The sequence below is a fragment of the Pseudomonas sp. TE12508 genome (assembly GCF_056279485.1).
In genome coordinates, this window is record NZ_JBWCCN010000010.1 from 16,165 (window position 1) to 34,913 (window position 18,749).

13 protein-coding genes are annotated in these 18,749 nt (G+C 57.1%); 6 read left to right on the forward strand and 7 right to left on the reverse strand.

All coding sequences use genetic code 11. From position 1 onward, the window contains the following. Positions 1 to 4: 4 nt before the first annotated feature. The gene (locus ACZ9IM_RS15170; RefSeq protein ID WP_007905582.1) at positions 5 to 205 is read right to left on the reverse strand and encodes a DUF1656 domain-containing protein; all 201 of its coding nucleotides are present in this window, start codon (positions 203 to 205) and stop codon (positions 5 to 7) included. Continuing rightward, on the reverse strand, positions 195 to 2,342 hold the full coding sequence (locus ACZ9IM_RS15175; RefSeq protein WP_476224359.1) for an FUSC family protein: 2,148 nt from the start codon (positions 2,340 to 2,342) through the stop codon (positions 195 to 197). The genes ACZ9IM_RS15170 and ACZ9IM_RS15175 overlap by 11 nt, the downstream gene beginning before the upstream one ends. A 210-nt stretch (positions 2,343 to 2,552) precedes the next feature. Between ACZ9IM_RS15175 and ACZ9IM_RS15180 the strand changes: the two genes are divergently transcribed. The 4 genes from ACZ9IM_RS15180 to ACZ9IM_RS15195 all read left to right on the forward strand — a co-directional run bounded on the left by ACZ9IM_RS15180 (position 2,553) and on the right by ACZ9IM_RS15195 (position 7,906). Then, positions 2,553 to 3,452, forward strand: a complete 900-nt coding sequence (locus ACZ9IM_RS15180) for a bestrophin family protein (RefSeq protein ID WP_476224360.1) — start codon at positions 2,553 to 2,555, stop codon at positions 3,450 to 3,452. 76 nt (positions 3,453 to 3,528) lie between these two features. Beyond that, positions 3,529 to 4,584, forward strand: coding sequence for a tetratricopeptide repeat protein (locus ACZ9IM_RS15185; RefSeq protein ID WP_476224361.1), 1,056 nt, complete (start codon positions 3,529 to 3,531; stop codon positions 4,582 to 4,584). A gap of 152 nt (positions 4,585 to 4,736) precedes the next feature. Then, complete coding sequence (locus ACZ9IM_RS15190; protein WP_008069933.1) at positions 4,737 to 6,239, forward strand: ATPase domain-containing protein; 1,503 nt, start codon at positions 4,737 to 4,739, stop codon at positions 6,237 to 6,239. Continuing rightward, positions 6,236 to 7,906, forward strand: a complete 1,671-nt coding sequence (locus ACZ9IM_RS15195; protein ID WP_476224362.1) for an ATP-binding protein — start codon at positions 6,236 to 6,238, stop codon at positions 7,904 to 7,906. Before ACZ9IM_RS15190 ends, ACZ9IM_RS15195 begins: the two co-directional genes overlap by 4 nt. A 126-nt stretch (positions 7,907 to 8,032) precedes the next feature. Here the strand turns inward: ACZ9IM_RS15195 and ACZ9IM_RS15200 are convergent, their stop codons facing one another. The 4 genes from ACZ9IM_RS15200 to ACZ9IM_RS15215 form a co-directional block, all read right to left on the reverse strand. Next, positions 8,033 to 8,410 (reverse strand): response regulator, encoded by a 378-nt coding sequence (locus ACZ9IM_RS15200; RefSeq protein ID WP_476224363.1) that lies wholly within the window; start codon positions 8,408 to 8,410, stop codon positions 8,033 to 8,035. Positions 8,411 to 8,454: 44 nt separating this feature from the next. Continuing rightward, a complete protein-coding gene (locus ACZ9IM_RS15205; protein WP_476224364.1) occupies positions 8,455 to 9,669 on the reverse strand; it encodes a hybrid sensor histidine kinase/response regulator in 1,215 nt (404 codons plus the stop codon). A gap of 76 nt (positions 9,670 to 9,745) precedes the next feature. Beyond that, a complete protein-coding gene (locus ACZ9IM_RS15210; protein ID WP_476224365.1) occupies positions 9,746 to 10,561 on the reverse strand; it encodes a CheR family methyltransferase in 816 nt (271 codons plus the stop codon). Continuing rightward, a complete protein-coding gene (locus ACZ9IM_RS15215) occupies positions 10,561 to 14,052 on the reverse strand; it encodes a response regulator (protein ID WP_476224366.1) in 3,492 nt (1,163 codons plus the stop codon). The genes ACZ9IM_RS15210 and ACZ9IM_RS15215 overlap by 1 nt, the downstream gene beginning before the upstream one ends. Before the next feature lie 259 nt (positions 14,053 to 14,311). On the opposite strand from ACZ9IM_RS15215, the gene ACZ9IM_RS15220 reads away from it, so the two are divergent. Further along, entirely contained in the window at positions 14,312 to 14,680 is a 369-nt protein-coding gene (locus tag ACZ9IM_RS15220) for a response regulator (RefSeq protein ID WP_008069945.1), read from the forward strand. A 6-nt stretch (positions 14,681 to 14,686) separates the two neighbouring features. Here ACZ9IM_RS15220 and ACZ9IM_RS15225 read toward each other — a convergent pair whose 3' ends face one another. After that, entirely contained in the window at positions 14,687 to 17,029 is a 2,343-nt protein-coding gene (locus ACZ9IM_RS15225; RefSeq protein ID WP_476224367.1) for a hypothetical protein, read from the reverse strand. A 385-nt stretch (positions 17,030 to 17,414) separates the two neighbouring features. Here ACZ9IM_RS15225 and ACZ9IM_RS15230 point away from each other — a divergent pair, with 385 nt between their 5' ends. Next, complete coding sequence (locus ACZ9IM_RS15230) at positions 17,415 to 18,704, forward strand: glycosyltransferase (RefSeq protein WP_476224368.1); 1,290 nt, start codon at positions 17,415 to 17,417, stop codon at positions 18,702 to 18,704. Positions 18,705 to 18,749 lie beyond the last annotated feature (45 nt).

The window sequence follows — 18,749 nt, forward strand, 5'->3', positions numbered from 1 at the left end:
GGCATCAAGCTCCCATCACCAGAATCAGCGTCGCGCAAACACACGCGTACAGCGCACCTTCGAACAAGGCTTCATGCCAGACAAAACGCAGCACGCCAAAGCGGCGCAAGACCCAGTCCAGCAAAAGGAAAATCGGCAGGGCCAGCAGTAACGCCTGGGCAATCGGCGGCAAGTAGACGCCCCCCAATTCAAAATCAATGGGCAAGGGCTGGCTCTCCTTCCGTTTGAGCAGGTTGAAAGTATTTGCGATGTCGTTCCAGAAACGACACCACGATCAACAACGCCACGCGCATCCTGAATACCGACCACAGGTGTTCATGAACATCTAAATGCAAGTCGTCCATTTCATCGCCCAAGACACGCAAGTTTGCGAGCAACTGCTCAAGGTCAATCCCGGGCCGCCCAGAGATCAATCGTCCTGTCTCACGCACGGCAGCCAGCAAACGGTTTTGCTGTTCTGTACTCAGCAACGTGTTGCTTTGCCCCTGTTGCCTGAGCTGGTTCAAGGCCACACCCAGTGCCATGCACCCAAGGCTGACTTCGAACAGCTCGCTGGAGTGCTTGTCGTTGGTCGCCGGCAATAGTCCCAGCATCATGGTCAGGCGATCGACCATACGGCTTTCAAACGTAAATTGCTGTTCATCGGTGGCCGGCGTCTTCAGCAAAGCGTAAACCTGCTCGCAGTTTTCATTGAACAGCCGGCGTATCCGCAAAACGGGCCTGAACGGGAAGATCAAGGCGTAGACACTGAGCGCCAGCGCGGAGGCGCTGACATACGCACCGGCAAACTCGAACCACTGAATGGCACTGTTCTGGCCGATTTCTGTGTTTTGCGGACCCAGCAACAGAATGGTCGTCAGCCCAAGACCAATGCCTGTACCCGTGGTTGACGGACTGGCCAGCCCCACCGCGACGGCATATAGCAATGGGGCAAGCAACAAGGCGAGTAACTCGAAGTCACTGATCATCGGTACCAGCATGAACAGATAGAGCGCCGACACTACCAAAGCCAGACCCTGCCCCCTGGCAAAGCTTTGCGCGGCCAGCAACGGTCGCGGAAAAGTCGCCATCAGCGAACAGAGAATCCCCACCACAATCATCCCACCACGGGCCCCGTCCCAAGCAGTCTCGATCCAGATCAGACCGGCCACCAGCAACGCGGCAAATGCCCGGATTGCATTCATTGCCGCCAAAGTGAAGTCCAAATGCAGCGGATTTTCCTGGCCACGGAACACACAACTGGCTTCACGCCCTTCCTGAATCGCGTCGCTCAGTTCCAGAATCTGCGCCAGTTGCTCTAACATCCGTGCCTGCTCCCAGCGCAGTGCCCAGGCCAATGAACGCAGGGTGGCAGGCATCGTCTCGGTGAGTTGTTCGGCCTTGTAGGCCTGGTCATCGAAACGCTGTTGCAGCGCGGAAAAATGGTGCCGCGCCTCGGTCGACAGTGAACGCCCTTGCAGGGCCAGCTCATCGAGAAACGCCAGTTCTTCGGCGCGCAAACGCTGTATCTCTTCCGGCAATGCGCCTTCCCAGCGTTCGGTGAGCAATAGCCGCTGGTGACGCAGGGCCGTCAACCGCGAAGTCAGCAGCACCAGTTGATTGCCGAGCAACTGCACCAGACTATTGGCGCTGCGCAACCGTGGCGCATCGTAATATAAATGCCGACGTACCCCTTCCAGAGCACTGATTGCGCCGAGCAGTTGCATTTGCCGCCGATGGAAATCGGTTTCGCTTTCTTCGGTTCGGATGACGGCAGCAGCGTGGGTCGCGAGCAGCTTGATGACCTGATCGATCTTGGCGAAGTAATCCCGCGCCACCGCTTCCGGCCGCGCCGTGAGAAGGCTGACCACGCACACGCAAGCCACCGCCAAAAGCGTCTCGGTCACACGAGTGACGGCCAGCAGGAACGTGCCCTCCTGATCGGGCACCGCCAGCAGCGCCACGACCACCGCCGTGTACCCGCTCAGGACAAATGCCTGGGAACTGGTGTAGCGCAACAAGGTTCCGCCGGCGGTACAGAATGCCAACCACAAGGCCAGGGTGAGGATGAAAGGCAGGGGCGCCTGGGGAAAGATCGCCATGATCAACACCGCCACCACTGCTCCGAGCGTGGTGCCGATGACCTGGCCGAAACTTCGGGCCAAGGCCATGCCGCCCAATGGCTGGCTGACGATAACCACCGCCATGATCGACCACTTGGGCTGTTCAAGGTCGAACAGGAAGGCCAGATACAATGTCAGCAGTCCGGCCACAATGGTTCTCAGGGCGAACAGCAGCACTTCTCGTCCGGGGTTGAGTATCGCCTTGAAATATTGAAGCAGTGGTTGCATGGGAGCGCTCATTGAGTCATCTCCAGCAAGCGTAGTCATTGCTTCAGTGCCTCGACAGGTTTCGGTGTCGACAAAACCTGTAGGCAAATTCGCTGATGAATACGCCTACCTTGATAGAGCCTGTCGATTAGTTCGTCAGCCATAGCAATTGGACGGCCCTTCCTCCGCCCCTTAGGCTGACACTGCTGCGAAAGCGCCACTCTCTATATAAAGTTGCTGCCCATGATTGTGCGTCCCAAGCCGAACCTGATCGGCATGTTGTTTTCCCTTAAAGGCTCGATTGCCAAGCGCATTGCCTTGCGCAGTCTATTGGTGACCCTGCTCGCGTCGGTCATTGTATTGGTGGAGACTTGGCACCCGGCCTATTTTTCCAAGGTCAATGCCACACCCTTCACCCTGCTGGGCTTGGCGCTGTCGATCTTCATGAGCTTTCGCAACAACGCTTGCTACGACCGTTGGTGGGAGGGTCGCAAGCAACTGGGGCAACTGATCATCGAAGTACGCTCGTTGATTCGCGAAACCCAAGGATTGATGGCTGCGGCCGAACGTGAACTTCTGCTGCGTGAACTCTGCGGCTTCGCCCATGGCTTGATCGCCCGCCTGCGCTTTGAAAACGAGATGAGCGCGATCAAACCGTGGACGCAAGAAGCCGTAGACGCAAAGCACCCGAACATCACCGACGCACTCTTGCAGCGAATCGGTGCTCGGTGTTCAGCGTTGGCCGGGCGCGGCCAGATCAGTGAATGGCGCTATACCCAACTGGAAACCCGACTGGTCAGCCTCAGCCAGGTCCAGGCCAGTTGTGAGCGAATCAAAAGCACGCCACTGCCCTTCCCTTACACCCTGTTGCTGCACCGCACCATTTATCTGTTCTGCATCCTGTTGCCATTTGCCATGGCCGAACCCCTTGGCTGGCTGACACCGGTGATCACCGCCATTGTCAGCTACACCTTTTTTGGCCTCGACGAAATCGGCGACGATCTGGAAGACCCGTTCGGCTTCGATGAGAACGATCTGCCGTGCAATGCAATTATGCGCATGCTGGAGCGCGAAGTGCTGGCAGCACTGGGGCAAACCGCGTTGCCACCCGCCCTTGAGCCCGTCGACTACGTGCTGAACTAAGCTTGGGTTTGACTCACAGCCCGGCCTGACCGAAGCTGGAGGCTTTGCAAAAGCCTGCCAGCTCCCGGATTCCTGCATGCCTCAGTCCCGCCGCTACTTGCTCATCAGCCTCTGCGTACTGTTTGCCCTCGTCCTCGCCTGGTTTTTCCTGCGTAGCACGACACCCGTGGTGCCGGCGGCGATCAAGCATGGCTACAGCGAAGCACTGGCCCAGGCACGCACGGGTCAACCGGGCGCGGCGCGGGTGCTTTATCAGCAATTGGGTCGTCCTGACCTGTCGACCAAGCGCCGTGTCTGGCTGCATGCAGAACTGCCCAACTACCCAAGCCCGCAAGCCCTGAAGCTGGCGGATGCGGACCTGCAACACCCCTCGGCGGATGTGCGCATCGCAGCGATCAAAAGCATCAATGGGTTGGTGCCCAGTGGGCAGCGCAGCCTGTTGCTGGGGCCTTTGCTCGATGACAGCGATCCGAGCGTGCGGTTTGCGGCGGTCAATGCCTTGCTGGGCCTGACGCCGGATGAGCTGGGGTTGTATTTCGGCCCCTTGGAGCAAGCCATCGATGCCTGGGAGCAACTCCTCAAGGGTCAGCCGGAAAGCGCCGAAACACAATATCAACTGGCGCGCCTGCATTTGCACAATGCCGAGCTGAAGGATGCGCAGCAGGCATTGGAACGCACGTTGCAACTGGAGCCCGGTAACCTGCCGGCACTGGTGATGCAGATCGAAGTGCTGGATAAACAGGGCCAAAGCGATGCCGCCAGGCAATTGTTGGCGAAACAGTTAAAGGCCCAGCCTGACTCGGCCTACCTGCAACATGCGCTGGGGCTTTGGTTGCTGCATCACGGGCAAAGTGAATTCGCCCTGCTCGGCCTGTCCAAGGCCGTGGAGCTTGAGCCGGACAACAAGGATTACCGCTACGACCTGGCCACCACGCTGCATGCTGAGCAAGAGCTGGAAGCGGCGCAGAACCAGCTACAGGAAATCGTCCAGCGCCACCCGGCCGATCGCAAGGCGCGCGTGTTGCTGATCAACTATTGGAAGGAAAGCGGACAGTTGCAGAACGTTCAGATCCTGCTGGCACAGCTGGAGCAACTCAATCCGGATGATCCGGCGTTGCAGCAAGGGCTTTAAAAGATCGCCTCTGTAGCAGCTGCCGAAGGCTGCTACAAATCAGAGCAAGAAAAGGTGAACCGCCGTCTCGGCGAAAGGTCAAGTGATCAGGCAGTCCATTCAGGCACTTGCAGCCTGCTGCCTCGCTTCCCCTAGTCATGAGAGGGCATTTCTTGTCTACATCTAACGAGTTGATCAGTGCAAAAGCCGCCACCGGCATTGAAGGTCTGGATGACATCCTGGCCGGTGGATTGTCCCGCGGCCACGTGTTCTTGCTGGAGGGTGAACCCGGAACCGGCAAAACCACCGTCGCATTGCATTTTTTGCTGGCTGGCGCCCGTGCCGGCGAGCGCTCGTTGTACATCACCCTGTCGGAAACCGAGCGCGAGCTGCGCCAAGGGGCGTTGTCCCACGGCTGGGAGCTGGATGAGAACATCCACATCTTCGAGCTGACGCCGCCGGAAAGCCTGCTCAATGCCGAGCAACAGCAGAGTCTGCTGTATTCCTCGGACCTGGAGCTGGGCGAAGCCACCAAACAGATTTTCGAGGCGGTCGAACGGGTCAAGCCGACCCGCGTCGTGGTCGACAGCCTGTCCGAAATCCGCCTGTTGGCCCAAAGCTCTTTGCGCTACCGCCGACAGATTCTGGCCATCAAGCATTACTTCGTGCGCTACGAGGCCACGGTGCTGCTGCTGGATGACCTGACCACCGAAGCCCTCGACAAAACCGTGCACAGTGTGGCCCACGGGGTGATTCGCCTCGAAGAATTGACGCCCAATTACGGCGCCGAACGCCGGCGCATTCGCGTGGTGAAGTATCGCGGTCAGAAGTACCGGGGTGGTTTCCATGACTTCACCATCATGGGTGACGGTGTGCATGTCTTCCCGCGCCTGGTGGCGGCCGAACATCGCGGGCGCTATATCCGCCAGCAATTGACCAGTGGCATCCCGGAAATGGATGCCCTGCTCGGTGGCGGTATCGAGACGGGCTCAAGCACCCTGATCCTCGGCCCGGCCGGTACCGGCAAATCCCTGATCTCGATGATCTTCGCCGCTGCGGCAGTGGCCCGTGGCGAAAAGGCTGCGTTGTTCATTTTCGATGAAGAGTTGGGGCTGCTGTTCGAGCGGATGAAAAACATCGGCATCGACCTGAAGGCACTGGAAGACACCGGCAATCTGCTGATCGAGCAAGTGGACGCCGCCGAATTGTCCCCCGGCGAGTTCTCCTACCGGGTTCGTCGTTGTGTCGATGAACGCAATATCAAAACAGTGGTGATCGACAGTATCAACGGCTATCAAGCGGCAATGCCCGAAGAAAATGCCCTGGTGCTGCACATGCACGAGTTGCTGCTGTACCTCAATCGCCAAGGCGCCGCGACATTCATGACCGTCGCCCAGCATGGGCTGGTCGGTGACATGCAGGCCCCCGTCGACATTACCTATCTCGCCGACACGGTCATTCTGCTGCGCTACTTCGAAGCCCTGGGCAAGGTTCGCCGAGCGATCTCGATCATCAAAAAACGTACCGGCAGCCACGAATCGACCATCCGCGAATACCGCATCAGCAGCCAGGGCATGACCATCGGTAAACCACTGGATGCATTCCAGGGTGTATTGCGTGGTGTGCCCACTTACCTGGGCGCGAGCAATCCGCTGCTTGAGGAAGATGCCCAGTGACGGTCATGGAGGCAATGTCCGAGCGTGCGATCATTCTTGCGCCGTTGGGACGCGACAGCCAGATCGCGCTGATGATGCTCAACGAGGCAGGGTTCGACGGGGTCATCACCCGGGATCTGGGCGCGTTGTGCAATGAGCTGTCGCTAGGTGCCGGCCTGCTGGTGATTGCTTGCGAGGCTTTATTGGGCGCCGACCTTGAACCGCTGCTGGGTCTGATCGAACAGCAACCGGCGTGGTCGGATCTGCCGATCGTGCTGCTGACCCACCACGGTGGCCCGGAGCAGAACCCTGCGTCGCGACTTGGTTCGCAGTTGGGTAACGTGACTTTCCTTGAGCGCCCGTTCCATCCGGTCACGCTGATCAGCCTGGTCACCACGGCGTTGCGCGGGCGACGACGGCAGTATGAAGCCAGGGACCGGTTGATTGATCTGAGCCAAAGTGAACTGCGCCTGCAAAACACTCTGGAAACCCTCGAGCAACAGGTCGAGGAACGCACCGCACAACTGCGCCTCAACGAGGAGGTCCTCAGGCAGTCGCAGAAAATGGAAGCGGTCGGCCAACTCACCGGCGGCATTGCCCACGACTTCAACAACATGCTGACCGGCATCATCGGCAGCCTGGAACTGCTGCGTCGACGCCTGGCGCGCGGACGCACCGAAGACCTGGACAGTCTGATCGATCTTGGAGTGACCTCCGCCAACCGCGCGGCGGGTCTGACGCATCGTCTGCTGGCGTTCTCTCGGCGTCAGTCGCTGGATTCAAAACCGGTGCAGATGAACACCCTTGTGGTGTCCATGGGCGAGCTGTTGCTACGCAGCATCAACGAAAGCATTCACCTGGAAATGCAGCTGGACGAGCAACTGTGGGTCGCCGAGGCAGACCCCAACCAACTTGAAAGCGCCCTGCTCAACCTGGTGCTCAATGCCCGGGATGCCATGCCCGACGGCGGAAAGCTGCTGGTCAAAACCTCCAATCAGCATCTGGATACGGGATTCACCGCGGCACACAGCAATCTGCAACCGGGCGATTACATCGTCCTGAGCGTCACCGATACCGGTTACGGCATGCCGCAAAGCACCATCAACCGGGCCTTTGACCCTTTCTTCACGACCAAACCCATCGGCCAGGGCACGGGTCTGGGGTTGTCGATGATTTACGGTTTCAGCAAGCAGTCTGGCGGCCACGTCAGCATTCACAGTGAAGTCGGAAAAGGCACCACGGTCAGTCTGTTTTTGCCGCGCTTCAGCGGGGAACTGCTCGAGGACACCCAAGTTGATGCCCAACACGCTCCTTACGCCCGGGATGGCGAAACCGTGCTGATCGTCGAAGACGATCCCGCCGTGCGAGTTCTGGTCAGTGCCGTATTGAGTGAATTGGGCTACGCCTTCGTTGAAGCGTGCGACGCCGACAGCGCCGTGCCGATTCTCGACTCCGGTCAGCGAATCGACCTGTTGATCAGCGACGTGGGGCTGCCGGGCATGAACGGCCGGCAACTGGCGGAAATCGGCCGGCAGTATCGGCCTGATCTCAAGGTATTGTTCATCACCGGGTATGCCGAACACGCCGCCGTGCGCGGTGGCTTTCTTGACCCCGGCATGCAGATGATCACCAAGCCGTTCACCTTCGATTTGTTGACGGCGAAGGTGCGGGAGATGATCAGAATCTGAGAGATTCTCGTGTAGGAGCTGCCGAAGGCTGCGATCTTTTGATCCTGGGCCGTCGCGCGAGCGCCAAAAAAATCAAAAGATCAAAAGATCGCAGCCTGCGGCAGCCCCTACGGGGGCCCGCCGTCTTCAGGACAGCATGTCCTGCATGATCTTTTGCAACATATCCAGATCGAAGGGCTTGTCCAGGATCGGTGCTTTGCGGGTGATCGGGCTGTCGGTCTCGCGAATTTCCTGCGAGTAGCCGCTGATGAAAATGACCTTGAGCTCCGGTCGCAGCTTCACGGCGGGCTCGGCGATCTGCACGCCAGTGATTCCCCCCGGTAAGCGGAAGTCGGTGATCATCATGTCCAGATGCGGCTTGCTCGCAAGAATTTCAAAGGCCTGCTCGCCGTTCTCGGCTTGCAGCACCCGGTACCCCTCACCCGACAAGTAAGCAGACAGCACCATCAAGATCGAAGGGTCATCCTCGACGATCAGTACCACATCTTGTGCATCTTCACTCATGGAAAGCCTTTGTTCGGTCAATAGCTGCTGATACGACCGTGCGGTCACTCAGAGGTTGCGTTTATCGGGCTGTTTTCCTGCAGCGGCAGACAAACGCGAAACAAGGCGCCTTCGCCAATCCGGCTCTCGACAGTGATGGAGCCACCGTGGGCGGCGACAATCTGCTCCGAAATAAACAGCCCCAGGCCCAGCCCCGCTACAACGGACTGGGCGGACACCCGTTCGAACTGCTGGAAAATGCGCTGCTGATTCTCTTCACTGATCCCGATACCGCGATCCTGAACCTCAACCCACGCTTGCCCGTCCTGATTGTACACGCGTACGTCGATCAGGCTCTTGGCACCATAACGCAGCGCATTGGTCAACAAGTTGGAAATCACTTGTTCGATACGGAACTCGTCCCAGTGGCCCACCACCGGCTGCTCGGCCGTCAAGGTCATCGACGACTCGGCGGCCTCGACCTGCGGGGCAAAGTTCTGCAGAAGGTTGTTCACCAGTTGCACAAGGTCAAACCGACTGGGGCGGATCGACAGCTTACCGGTGCGGATCCGCGATACATCGAGCATGTCTTCGATCAGGCGGATCAGGCTTTTGATCTGCCGCTCGTCGCGGTCGACCATGGCGTGCATCTTGTCCAGCGTGAATGCTGCAGCGTTATTCCGGGCCAGGTGCATTTTACGCAACTGGGTCTCAAGAATCAGGCCATTGAGCGGCGTACGGACTTCATGAGCCACGATAGACATGAAGTCATCACGCATGCGCACCGCCTGCTCCAGCTCATTCTGGGTGTTCTGCAACTGTTTGAGCAGCGCCTCCTGCTCCCGGCGACTTTGCTCCAGCGCTTCGACCTGATGCTTCATCGCTTTGCTCTGGCGATACAGGTCGACAAAGACATTGACCTTGCTCTTGACCGCATGAACGTCCAGCGGCTTGTGCAAGAAATCTACCGCACCGCTTTCATAGCCCTTGAACGCGTAATTAAGCTCGCGGCCGGCGGCACTGACGAACACAATCGGGATATTTTTGGTTTTTTCCGTGCCGCGCATCAACTCGGCCAGCTCGAAGCCGTTCATGCCGGGCATCTGCACATCGAGAATGGCCATGGCGAATTCATGCTGCAGCAACAGCGACAAGGCTTCGTCGGCGGACAGGGCTTTGTAGACGATACGGTCTTCACGCCTGATCAATGCATCGAGCGCCAGAAGGTTTTCCGGCAGGTCGTCGACGATCAGTAATTTGGCCAGGACATTACTTAACATACGATTCGTTCCAGCTCGACAAACAGACGGCCAATGCCGCGAAGATCCAGCCGATGAGTATCCAGCACTGCCCTATTCATGATTTGCGATAGATCCGTTCTGGTTTGACCAATGCTTCAAATTGATTGCCATAGGCCGAGAAATCCAGGGTTTCCTTACTGCCCAGCGCCAGAAAACCCCGATGACACAGCGATTCGTGAAACAAGCCCAACGCACGGCCCTGAAGTTTTTTATTGAAATAAATCAATACATTACGACATGAAATTAATTGAGTTTCCGAGAACACACTGTCGGTGGCCAGGCTGTGATCGGCGAAGGTCACGTTGTCGCACAGGCTCTTGTCGAAAATCGCATAACCATAGGCCGCCGTGTAGTAATCGGCGAACGACCGCTGACCACCCGCCTGCTGGTAGTTGTGAGTGTAGGCCCGTACGTTCTCCAGGGAGAAAATCCCCTGCCGCGCTTTATCCAGCGAGTGCGGGTTGATGTCGGTGGCATAGAGGATGGTGCGATCCAGCAGGCCTTCTTCGCGAAGCAGAATCGCCATCGAATAAACCTCTTCGCCAGTGCTGCAACCCGCGATCCAGACCTTGATCGACGGATAAGTCTTGAGCAGTGGCACCACTTCCTGACGTAGCGCCAGGAAATGCGAAGGGTCGCGGAACATTTCACTGACCGGAATCGTCAGCAATTGCAGCAATTGCATGAACGCGGTCGGATCATGCAGAACCTTCTCTTGCAGCGCCGAGATGGTTTTGCACTCGAACTGACTCAAGGCGTGATTGACCCGGCGTTTGATCGACGCGCTGGAGTAATCGCGAAAATCGTAGCTGTACTTGAGGTAGATCGCCTCGATCAATAAGCGCAATTCGATGTCGGTGCCGCGCTCCACTAGATTCGTTCCATCTTCGGTAACCACACACGAATCAAAGAGAACAGGCGGTCCAGGTCGATAGGCTTGGCCAGGTAGTCGTTGGAACCGGCCTGCAAGCAGCGCTCCTGATCGTCCTTCATCGCCTTGGCCGTCACCGCAATGATCGGCAGCTTGCGCCAGCGCGGGTCCTTGCGGATTTCGAGGGTGGCTTCGAAACCATCCATTTCCGGCATCATCACGTCCATCAGCACCAGGTCAATGTCCTCGACTTCATTCAATTTCTCGATCGCCTCACGGCCGGTGCGGCCAATGACCACGACGGCCCCCTTTTGCTCCAATGCACTGGTGAGGGCGAAGATGTTGCGCACATCGTCGTCCACCAACAGCACTTTACGGCCCTCGAAAACCTTGTCGCGGCTGCGGGCGATCTTGAGCATCGTCTGACGCTCCTGGGACAAGCGGGATTCGACCTTGTGCAGAAAAAGTGTCACTTCGTCCAGCAACCGCTCGGGCGAGCGCACGCCCTTGATGATGATCGAACGCGAATACTTGCGCAGCTCGGTCTCTTCGTCCCGGGTCAGGTTACGTCCGGTATAGACGATCACCGGCGGGAACGAGCAGATATCCTCGGTGGACATGCGTTTGAGCAAGTCGTTGCCGAGCATGTCTGGCAGCTTCAGGTCGATGATCATGCAGTCGAAAATCGTGGTGCGCAGCAAGTCCAGCGCATCCTGCGCCAGGCCGACAGCGGTGATTTCAATGTCCTCGTCGCCGATCAGCCGGGCGATGCTGTCGCGTTGCACATCGTCGTCTTCAACCAGCAAGACCCGTTTGACCTTCTGCGTCAGTTTGGCTTCGAGGCGGGCAAATACATCCTTGAGCTCCTCGCGGGTGGTGGGCTTGACCGCATAACCGATGGCGCCCATGTGCATGGCCGCCTCGACACGGTCTTCGACCGAAATCACGTGCACCGGGATGTGCCGGGTTTCGGCATGTTCTTTCAGGCGCTGCAATACCGTCAGCCCGGAGTGATCCGGCAAGCGCATGTCCAGCAGAATCGCATCAGGGAGGAACTGCATGGCCAGGTCGTAGCCTTCGTCGGCGCCGTGGGCCACCAGGCACTGATAACCCAGTTCATGGGCCAGATCGTAAAGAATGTGCGCAAAGTTTGGCTCATCCTCCACGACCAGAATGCAGCGAGTTGCGAATGGCGCCTTGTTGCGATCATCGTCGAAACGCGGAATATCGACGGCGGCAATCAGCGGCCCAGGCGCAGCAACCATGGCGCTTTGGGGCATGACAACCGGCGTGGCTTCCATCGCATCGACAGGCCCGTCGTCCGGCTCGACGTACTGCTGCGGCAGCACCAGGGTGAACACACTGCCCTGCCCAGGCGTACTGGTCACACTGATCGAGCCGCCCAACAAGGTGGCCAGATCACGCGAAATCGACAAACCCAGGCCGGTGCCGCCGTAACGACGATTGATGGTGCCATCGGCCTGACGGAAGGCTTCGAAAATGCTTTCCTGCTGATCCGGCGCGATACCGATGCCCGAATCGCGGATGATAAAGGCAATGCCCTCGCCCGGTTGAGCGGCGACGCTCAGGCTGACAGTGCCTTTCTCGGTGAACTTCACGGCGTTGGACAGCAGGTTCTTGATCACTTGCTCCAGGCGCTGGCGGTCGGTGAACAGCATCAGGGGCGCATCGGCCAGCAATTGCACCTGGAAATCCAGGTTCTTTTGCGCAGCCAACGGCTGGAACATGCCACGCAGGCCTTCCACCAGACGCGCGACACTGGTGTTTTCCGCTCGCACCTCAAGCTTGCCGGCCTCAACCTTGGAAATGTCGAGAATGTCGTTGATCAGGTTGAGCAAATCATTGCCGGCGGAATAGATCGACTCGGCGAACTTGACCTGCTCGGCACTGAGATTTTCCTGCGGGTTTTCCGCTAACAGCCTGGCCAGAATCAACGAACTGTTCAGCGGCGTGCGCAGTTCGTGGGACATATTGGCGAGGAATTCGGATTTGTACTTGCTGGAGCGCTGCAACTCTTCGGCGCGCGCTTCGAGCTCAACCTGGGCCAGATTCAGCTCGGTGTTTTTCTGGTCCATGGCATCGCGTTGCGCGGCCAGGATCTGCCCCTGCTCGGCGAGTTGTTCGTTGGTTTGCTCCAGCGCTACCTGCTGGGTTTCCAGGTGGCCCTGGGACTCCTTGAGAATCCGCGACTGCTCTTCCAGCTCCTCGTTGGCGCTCTTGAGTTCTTCTTGCTGAACCTGCAGCTCTTCGTTGAGTTGCTGGGCTTCGGCCAGCACCTCCTGCAAACGTTGACGATAGCGAGCGGCCTCGATCGAGGTGCCGATGTTGCCGGCAATCAATTCGAGCAGTTCAACATCACGATCCGTCAGCGTGCGCAGGAACCCCAGTTCGATCACACCGTTGACCCGATCGTCATCGCTGGTCGGCACCACTAATACGCTATGCGGTAAACCTTCGCCCAAGCCGGAACTGACTTTGAAGTAGTCGCCTGGTACGTCATCTAGACGAATCAAACGCGCCTGTTGCGCCACCTGACCGACAATCCCTTCGCCACTGTAGATCTGCTGTTCAAGCGCTTCCTGTTCCCGGGAGAAACCGTAAGACGCGATACGCTTCAGGCCACCATGATCCTCACGGACATAGATCGCCGCGACAGCCGTGCCTAAATATTGGGCACAGAACTGCAAAATGTTGCGCCCCAACACATTGAGCGATAGCTGCCCCAGGACTTGCTCGGCCAGTTCGGTCTGGCCGTTACGTAACCAGGCTTGCTGTTCCAGGCGCCGGGCACTGGCCTGTTGTCCGGCGAGATTGGTGCTGTAACTTTGCGACAGTTTGAGCAAGTCCCGACGGCCAATGTAGGCCAGCAACCCGCTGATAGCGGCCACGAACAGCAGATAAAGGGCGATGCTCCAGATCGTGGTGCGGCGCACTTCCTCGTTACGTGTGGCACGCAACTGCTGCTCCAGGTCGATAACGTCTTCGAATTGCTTGCGGATCTCATCGGTCAGCCGCTTGCCACGCCCGGCCTTGACGGCGCCACGGTAGTCACCGCTGGCGCGCTGCAAATCGATCATCGCTTGCGCGTAATTGGCCCATTCTGTCTGCAAGGCCTGGAGCCGGCGCAGACGATCAGTCTGGACCGGATTGTCAGCGGTCAATTCGAGCAAGGTATTGAGCGCGACGGCGATTCTCGGCTTGGCCGTCTCGTAGGGATCAAGAAAATGTTCGTCGCCACTGAGCAGGAACCCACGCATGCCGGTTTCCAGATCGACGGTCAGCTTTATCGCCTCATTGGCATTATTGATCACCCGGTCGGTGTGCTGGACCCACTGGATCACTGACAGCAGGTAAGTGATCAGCGAAACGAAGAAAACCGCACTGATGACGCCCACGCCCAATGGCAGGCTGACGTTGCGGCTCAGGAGTTTACGGAATCGTTGCTCATCAACCGAAGACGCAGAGGTCATGGGAAGCCTTGTCGTGCTGTTGAAAGGCATCGAGTCTGCCCCAAAACGGCCGGACTCATCCATTTTTCTGACATGTTTTGCGGCAAAAACCTGCATTTAGCTGCTCTGGGACAAAGGAGCGGTTATTCTCTGCGGCTCTTGTGCGGCTATTGTTTTTGTAGCGCGTCGGGAACCTGTCGTGATTCATCACTCAATCACGCAAGAACCCGGCGGTTTCGATTGTCCGGCAACCGCGAATTCAACCTTTGAGAGCCCCACTATGTCCGCTGACCCCTCCACCATTCTAGTCGTCGAAGACGATGCCATCGTGCGCACGCTGATCGTCGATGTGCTGGAGGAGCTCGAATACAAGGTGCTTGCGGCGGACGGCTGTGAAGCGGCGCTGGAGTTCATCAATGATGAAGACCAGTACATCGACTTGATGATGACGGATGTAGGGTTGCCGGTCATGGACGGTCGGGAATTGGCGAAGCAGGCACGCATGCTGCGTCCCGAGTTGCCGATTCTGTTCGCCAGCGGCTATGCCGAAAGCATCGAGGTGCCGGACGGCATGTATCTCATCGGCAAGCCATTCTCTATCGATCAGTTGCGGGACAAGGTCAAGGGTATTTTGTCGCCTGGCCAATAACGCGACTCAAGCACTCGGGCGTTTGCGTTTAGCCTCCTGCCGCTCTCGGAAAGCGATGATGTCATTGGCATCCACTTTAGCCGGTAGTCTTGCAGGCGTCGGAGTAGTGTCTGGCACAGGCGGCACTGCTTCCTGCTCGGCCACCGCCTCGTTACCAAAATCGACGCCTGCAAGTCCGTTGATATCAGTCAGCGGCTGGCGGAATTTATTTCCCACGTCTCGACCACTGCCTTTCAATGGATTGACCTCACTCGCCATCAGCGCTCGATTGATCGCTTTGGGGTTGGGAATGAACGTTCCGGTCTTGTCATAGGCGCCGAGAATCAAGGCAGGCGGTAGATCGACGGCATAGTTGATTTCCAAAGGCGGCAGTTGTTTCAACCCGGAGTTTGGGCGAAACGCTAGTTCGGTATTGGCATACAAATGGAATCCCTCCAACTGACGAGCATCGACGAAATAGGTGTAGCCGCCTTTTTGGCCACCATAGACAAAGGCACCTGCGCCGTCTTTCTTGTAAAAAGCCGAGGTCGAAATCCCCGCGCCATCAAGATCGAGTGCATCGTGAGCACCTCCATAGCCACCTTTGAAGCCGTTGACCTGATTGAGATCCCTGATTGGCGTGCGTTGGGTAAACCCTTTTTCAAAGATTACCTTCGTGTCGCGCATGTCCCCGCGGAACACGAAACCTTGATAGACAAAACCTTTTTCCGGCCCGGAAAGTCTCACCACCTGTGAGTTCGTCGCAAGGGACTGCGCCACATTCGGCCCGCCCGCCAACTCTGACAGGTAGCCTGCGACAAGCACCCCCTTGCCTGCATCCGGTATTTCTTTGCCAGCAGTACTCGCCAGTTGATGGCTGATGCTGCCTGCGGGTCTGCGCACCAACGAGGGTCTATTGCTGCGCTTAAGCGTTTCGAGCACTCGGCGGCTGATGTTTTTCCTGGCCACCATGGAAAGCGCTTTACCCAAAAGCTTTTCCGCAATGGGGCCGGCGAGTTCAGACAAAACTCCGATCGCTGCGTTGATCCTCAAACGTTCCGCCTCGGAAGGGTCATCAGAGATTTCGGCACGGATCAGATCAGTTGCCGATGCCCCAATTCCCAACAGGAAGGGAATCAGCATACGAATCGGTGCAGACACCAAGGCCGCCGTTCCTCCGGTAGGGATCGAAACCGCGAACGCAATGCATTGCAGCAGATACCCGGCGACTTCCAACGCAATATCGGTCATACGCTCGGCGTGGGTTGATACCAATGTATCGATGTCCGCCAACGCTCGCTCGATCTGCCGGTCGAAAAGGTCTTTGCCAATGTCAGTGCTGGATCGAAATACAATCTCTCGATAGTTTGGGCGCGTCGCGAACAGGAGAAACTCCATTCCCCGATATTTGAAATCACGGACGTAAGGTTTTTGTTGCGCGCTCAATGGAACACGCTTCAGCAGACGCTTTTGCAGTTCCGGATGGTTTTCCAGAAACCTTCCGCGCTCGTCATGCCCGGCGGGAAATTCGATGGCCGCGCTGTCTTCGCCCAGAAAAAACAACACGCCGCGATCCAGATTGCTGCGCCCGATAAACACTACGTTATCGACCTCAAGATCCGGGTCGCTGTGCAAGTTAAGAAGGCGCGCAGGGATCAAGCCTTTGAGATACTCAAAGGCAATCATCCTGTCTTCCATTGAACGAGCGTCACTCTTGATGAACTCTACGACCAGCTTGTTGAGTTCGGCTTTTTTTAGCAGTCGCCCAAAAGCGTGCGCCGCAGGATGCTGTAAGCTTTCGACAACATACTTTTTGAAGTCAGCCTGATAGTCGGCCCCCTCCAACGTCTTTACAAGCTTGGCAGGATAGTAGGAAGGCCATTGTATTTCAGAGTACCCTCTGTCTTTCAGCACACGATAATGATAGCCGGTGCATAGTTCTGCCAATGTAAATGTTCGCTCCTTCCAGTTGGCAGAATCCCTTTCGGCTTTAAGCATGTCACTGCGATTGGGTTGTTTAACCTCTATATATTTAATCGTCACTTCTGAATCATGCCTTATCCGTGACCTGTTTTTTTCGTCAGGCACTAGCGCTTGCACAGCCTCATCAATGCGATCACGAATAAAATAGGCAGGATCAAAGCTGGCGGGGTCAGCGACGATAGAACAGCCATGCAATATTTCATCACTCAGTTCTTTCACATTAACACCATCGACATCTCCGTCATCGAGCGAACTGATTTCGAATGTTCTGGTTTTCGCCATTGGCACAGACTCTTCCTCCTCCACATCACTTAGGGGGTCCAGCAGCCATAGAAGCGAGTATTGATCTTCGGCATTATCGTAAATACCAGGCAACTCCATTTTCATAACGTATTCCTGCGAGCAGCAACAAAGCACGAACTGCACTTTTCCATTACTGCAAGCCAGGCACAAGCGTAATCATCCCCAACTAAATAACAAACCGTAGATATGTTATTAATATTTACAACACAACCAAAAACCTTAGTTATATTTTTTGACCTGCATGCAATGACAGTAAAGAACGTTACTGCTCGCAACCGGCGACAGCGGCTCGACATGGCCAGGCGAGAAGTGAATTCCGGGCTATCCAGGAATAATGAATAGCCCCTTGTCATTGGTTGCTTGAAAAATTCACACCGTCGTGTGATTCCACGCAGGAATAAAATTACCCAGCGCTGTGGTTTAATTGCGCCCTTTTCGCCCTATCGCTTGCCGCAAAGGATCCACCTTCATGGCCCCCCCGCCCATCACCAAAGTCCTAGTCATCGGTTACGTCTGGCCCGAGCCCCGCTCTTCTGCGGCCAGTGGGCATGTGATGCAGATCCTCGAAACGTTCTTGCAGCAAGGCTGGGATATCACCTTCAGCAGTCCCGCCGGTCCCGGCGAGCACAAGGCCGATCTGACCGCGTTGGGCATCCGCGAAGTGCCGATCGAGTTGAATAACAGCAGTTTCGACACCTTTGTCAGTGAACTGGCACCGGATATCGTGTTGTTCGACCAGTTCATGATGGAAGAACAGTTCGGCTGGCGAGTAGAGAAACACTGCCCCGACGCCTTGCGCGTACTGGAGACCTCCGACCTGCAAAGCCTGCGACATGCCCGGCATCAGCGCCTCAAGGAACGCTTGAAAGCCAGTGATGACGCCAATGATTTCGGCGAGTTGTTCGCCCCTGCATTGCGCGAAGAGTTCGAGCTCATGGCCGATACCGATCAGGCAAAACGGGAGATCGCCGCGCTGTATCGCTGCGACTTGAACCTGATGATCTCCGAAGTGGAGATTGAATTGCTGGTCGAGCAGTTCGGGTTACCACAACAACTGCTGCACTGGTGCCCGTTGATGGTCGAACCGCTGACCACCGCATCGCCAGCCTTTGAAGACCGTGCGCATTTCCTCAGTATCGGTAACTTCCGTCACGCGCCGAACTGGGACGCCGTGCTCTGGATGAAAACCACGATCTGGCCGCTGATCCGTGCGCAGCTGCCAGAGGCGCAACTGCATATCTATGGCGCCTATACGCCGCCCAAAGCTACCGCCCTGCACAATGCGGCCCAAGGGTTTCATGTGATGAACTGGGCAGAAGATGCTTTGCAAGTCATGTCTGAAGCCCGGGTGTGCCTGGCGCCGTTACGCTTTGGTGCGGGTATCAAAGGCAAGATTGTCGACGCCATGCTGTGTGGCACGCCCAATGTCACCACCCCGATTGGCGCAGAAGCGATGCACCGCGAACAGCCGTGGCCGGGCGCCGTGACCCGAACCGCGCGCGAGTTCGCCGATTGTGCGGTTCGTCTTTATAAGGACAAAGAGCTCTGGATGAGCGCCCAATCCCATGGGCAGACGTTATTAGCCGATCGCTATCAGCCGGCAGTACATGGCCCGGCGCTGATCGAGAAGTTGTTGTATTGCCAGCAACACCTGGCACGCCTTAGAAGGGATAACTTCACCGGCAGCATGTTGCGCCATCATCATCACAAAAGCACTCAGTACATGGCCCAGTGGATTGAAGCAAAAAATCGCATTTAAGAAAATGCCGAACTTCGCCCGCCGTACGCAACAAGAACTTATCAG

Bases quoted from the DNA above. Each gene is read 5' to 3' on its own strand.
- ACZ9IM_RS15175 (WP_476224359.1), bottom strand. From the start codon at position 2,342: ATGAGCGCTCCCATGCAACCACTGCTTCAATATTTCAAGGCGATACTC.
- ACZ9IM_RS15180 (WP_476224360.1), top strand. From the start codon at position 2,553: ATGATTGTGCGTCCCAAGCCGAACCTGATCGGCATGTTGTTTTCCCTT.
- ACZ9IM_RS15185 (WP_476224361.1), top strand. From the start codon at position 3,529: ATGCCTCAGTCCCGCCGCTACTTGCTCATCAGCCTCTGCGTACTGTTT.
- ACZ9IM_RS15200 (WP_476224363.1), bottom strand. From the start codon at position 8,410: ATGAGTGAAGATGCACAAGATGTGGTACTGATCGTCGAGGATGACCCT.
- ACZ9IM_RS15205 (WP_476224364.1), bottom strand. From the start codon at position 9,669: ATGTTAAGTAATGTCCTGGCCAAATTACTGATCGTCGACGACCTGCCG.
- ACZ9IM_RS15215 (WP_476224366.1), bottom strand. From the start codon at position 14,052: ATGACCTCTGCGTCTTCGGTTGATGAGCAACGATTCCGTAAACTCCTG.
- ACZ9IM_RS15220 (WP_008069945.1), top strand. From the start codon at position 14,312: ATGTCCGCTGACCCCTCCACCATTCTAGTCGTCGAAGACGATGCCATC.
- ACZ9IM_RS15225 (WP_476224367.1), bottom strand. From the start codon at position 17,029: ATGAAAATGGAGTTGCCTGGTATTTACGATAATGCCGAAGATCAATAC.
- ACZ9IM_RS15230 (WP_476224368.1), top strand. From the start codon at position 17,415: ATGGCCCCCCCGCCCATCACCAAAGTCCTAGTCATCGGTTACGTCTGG.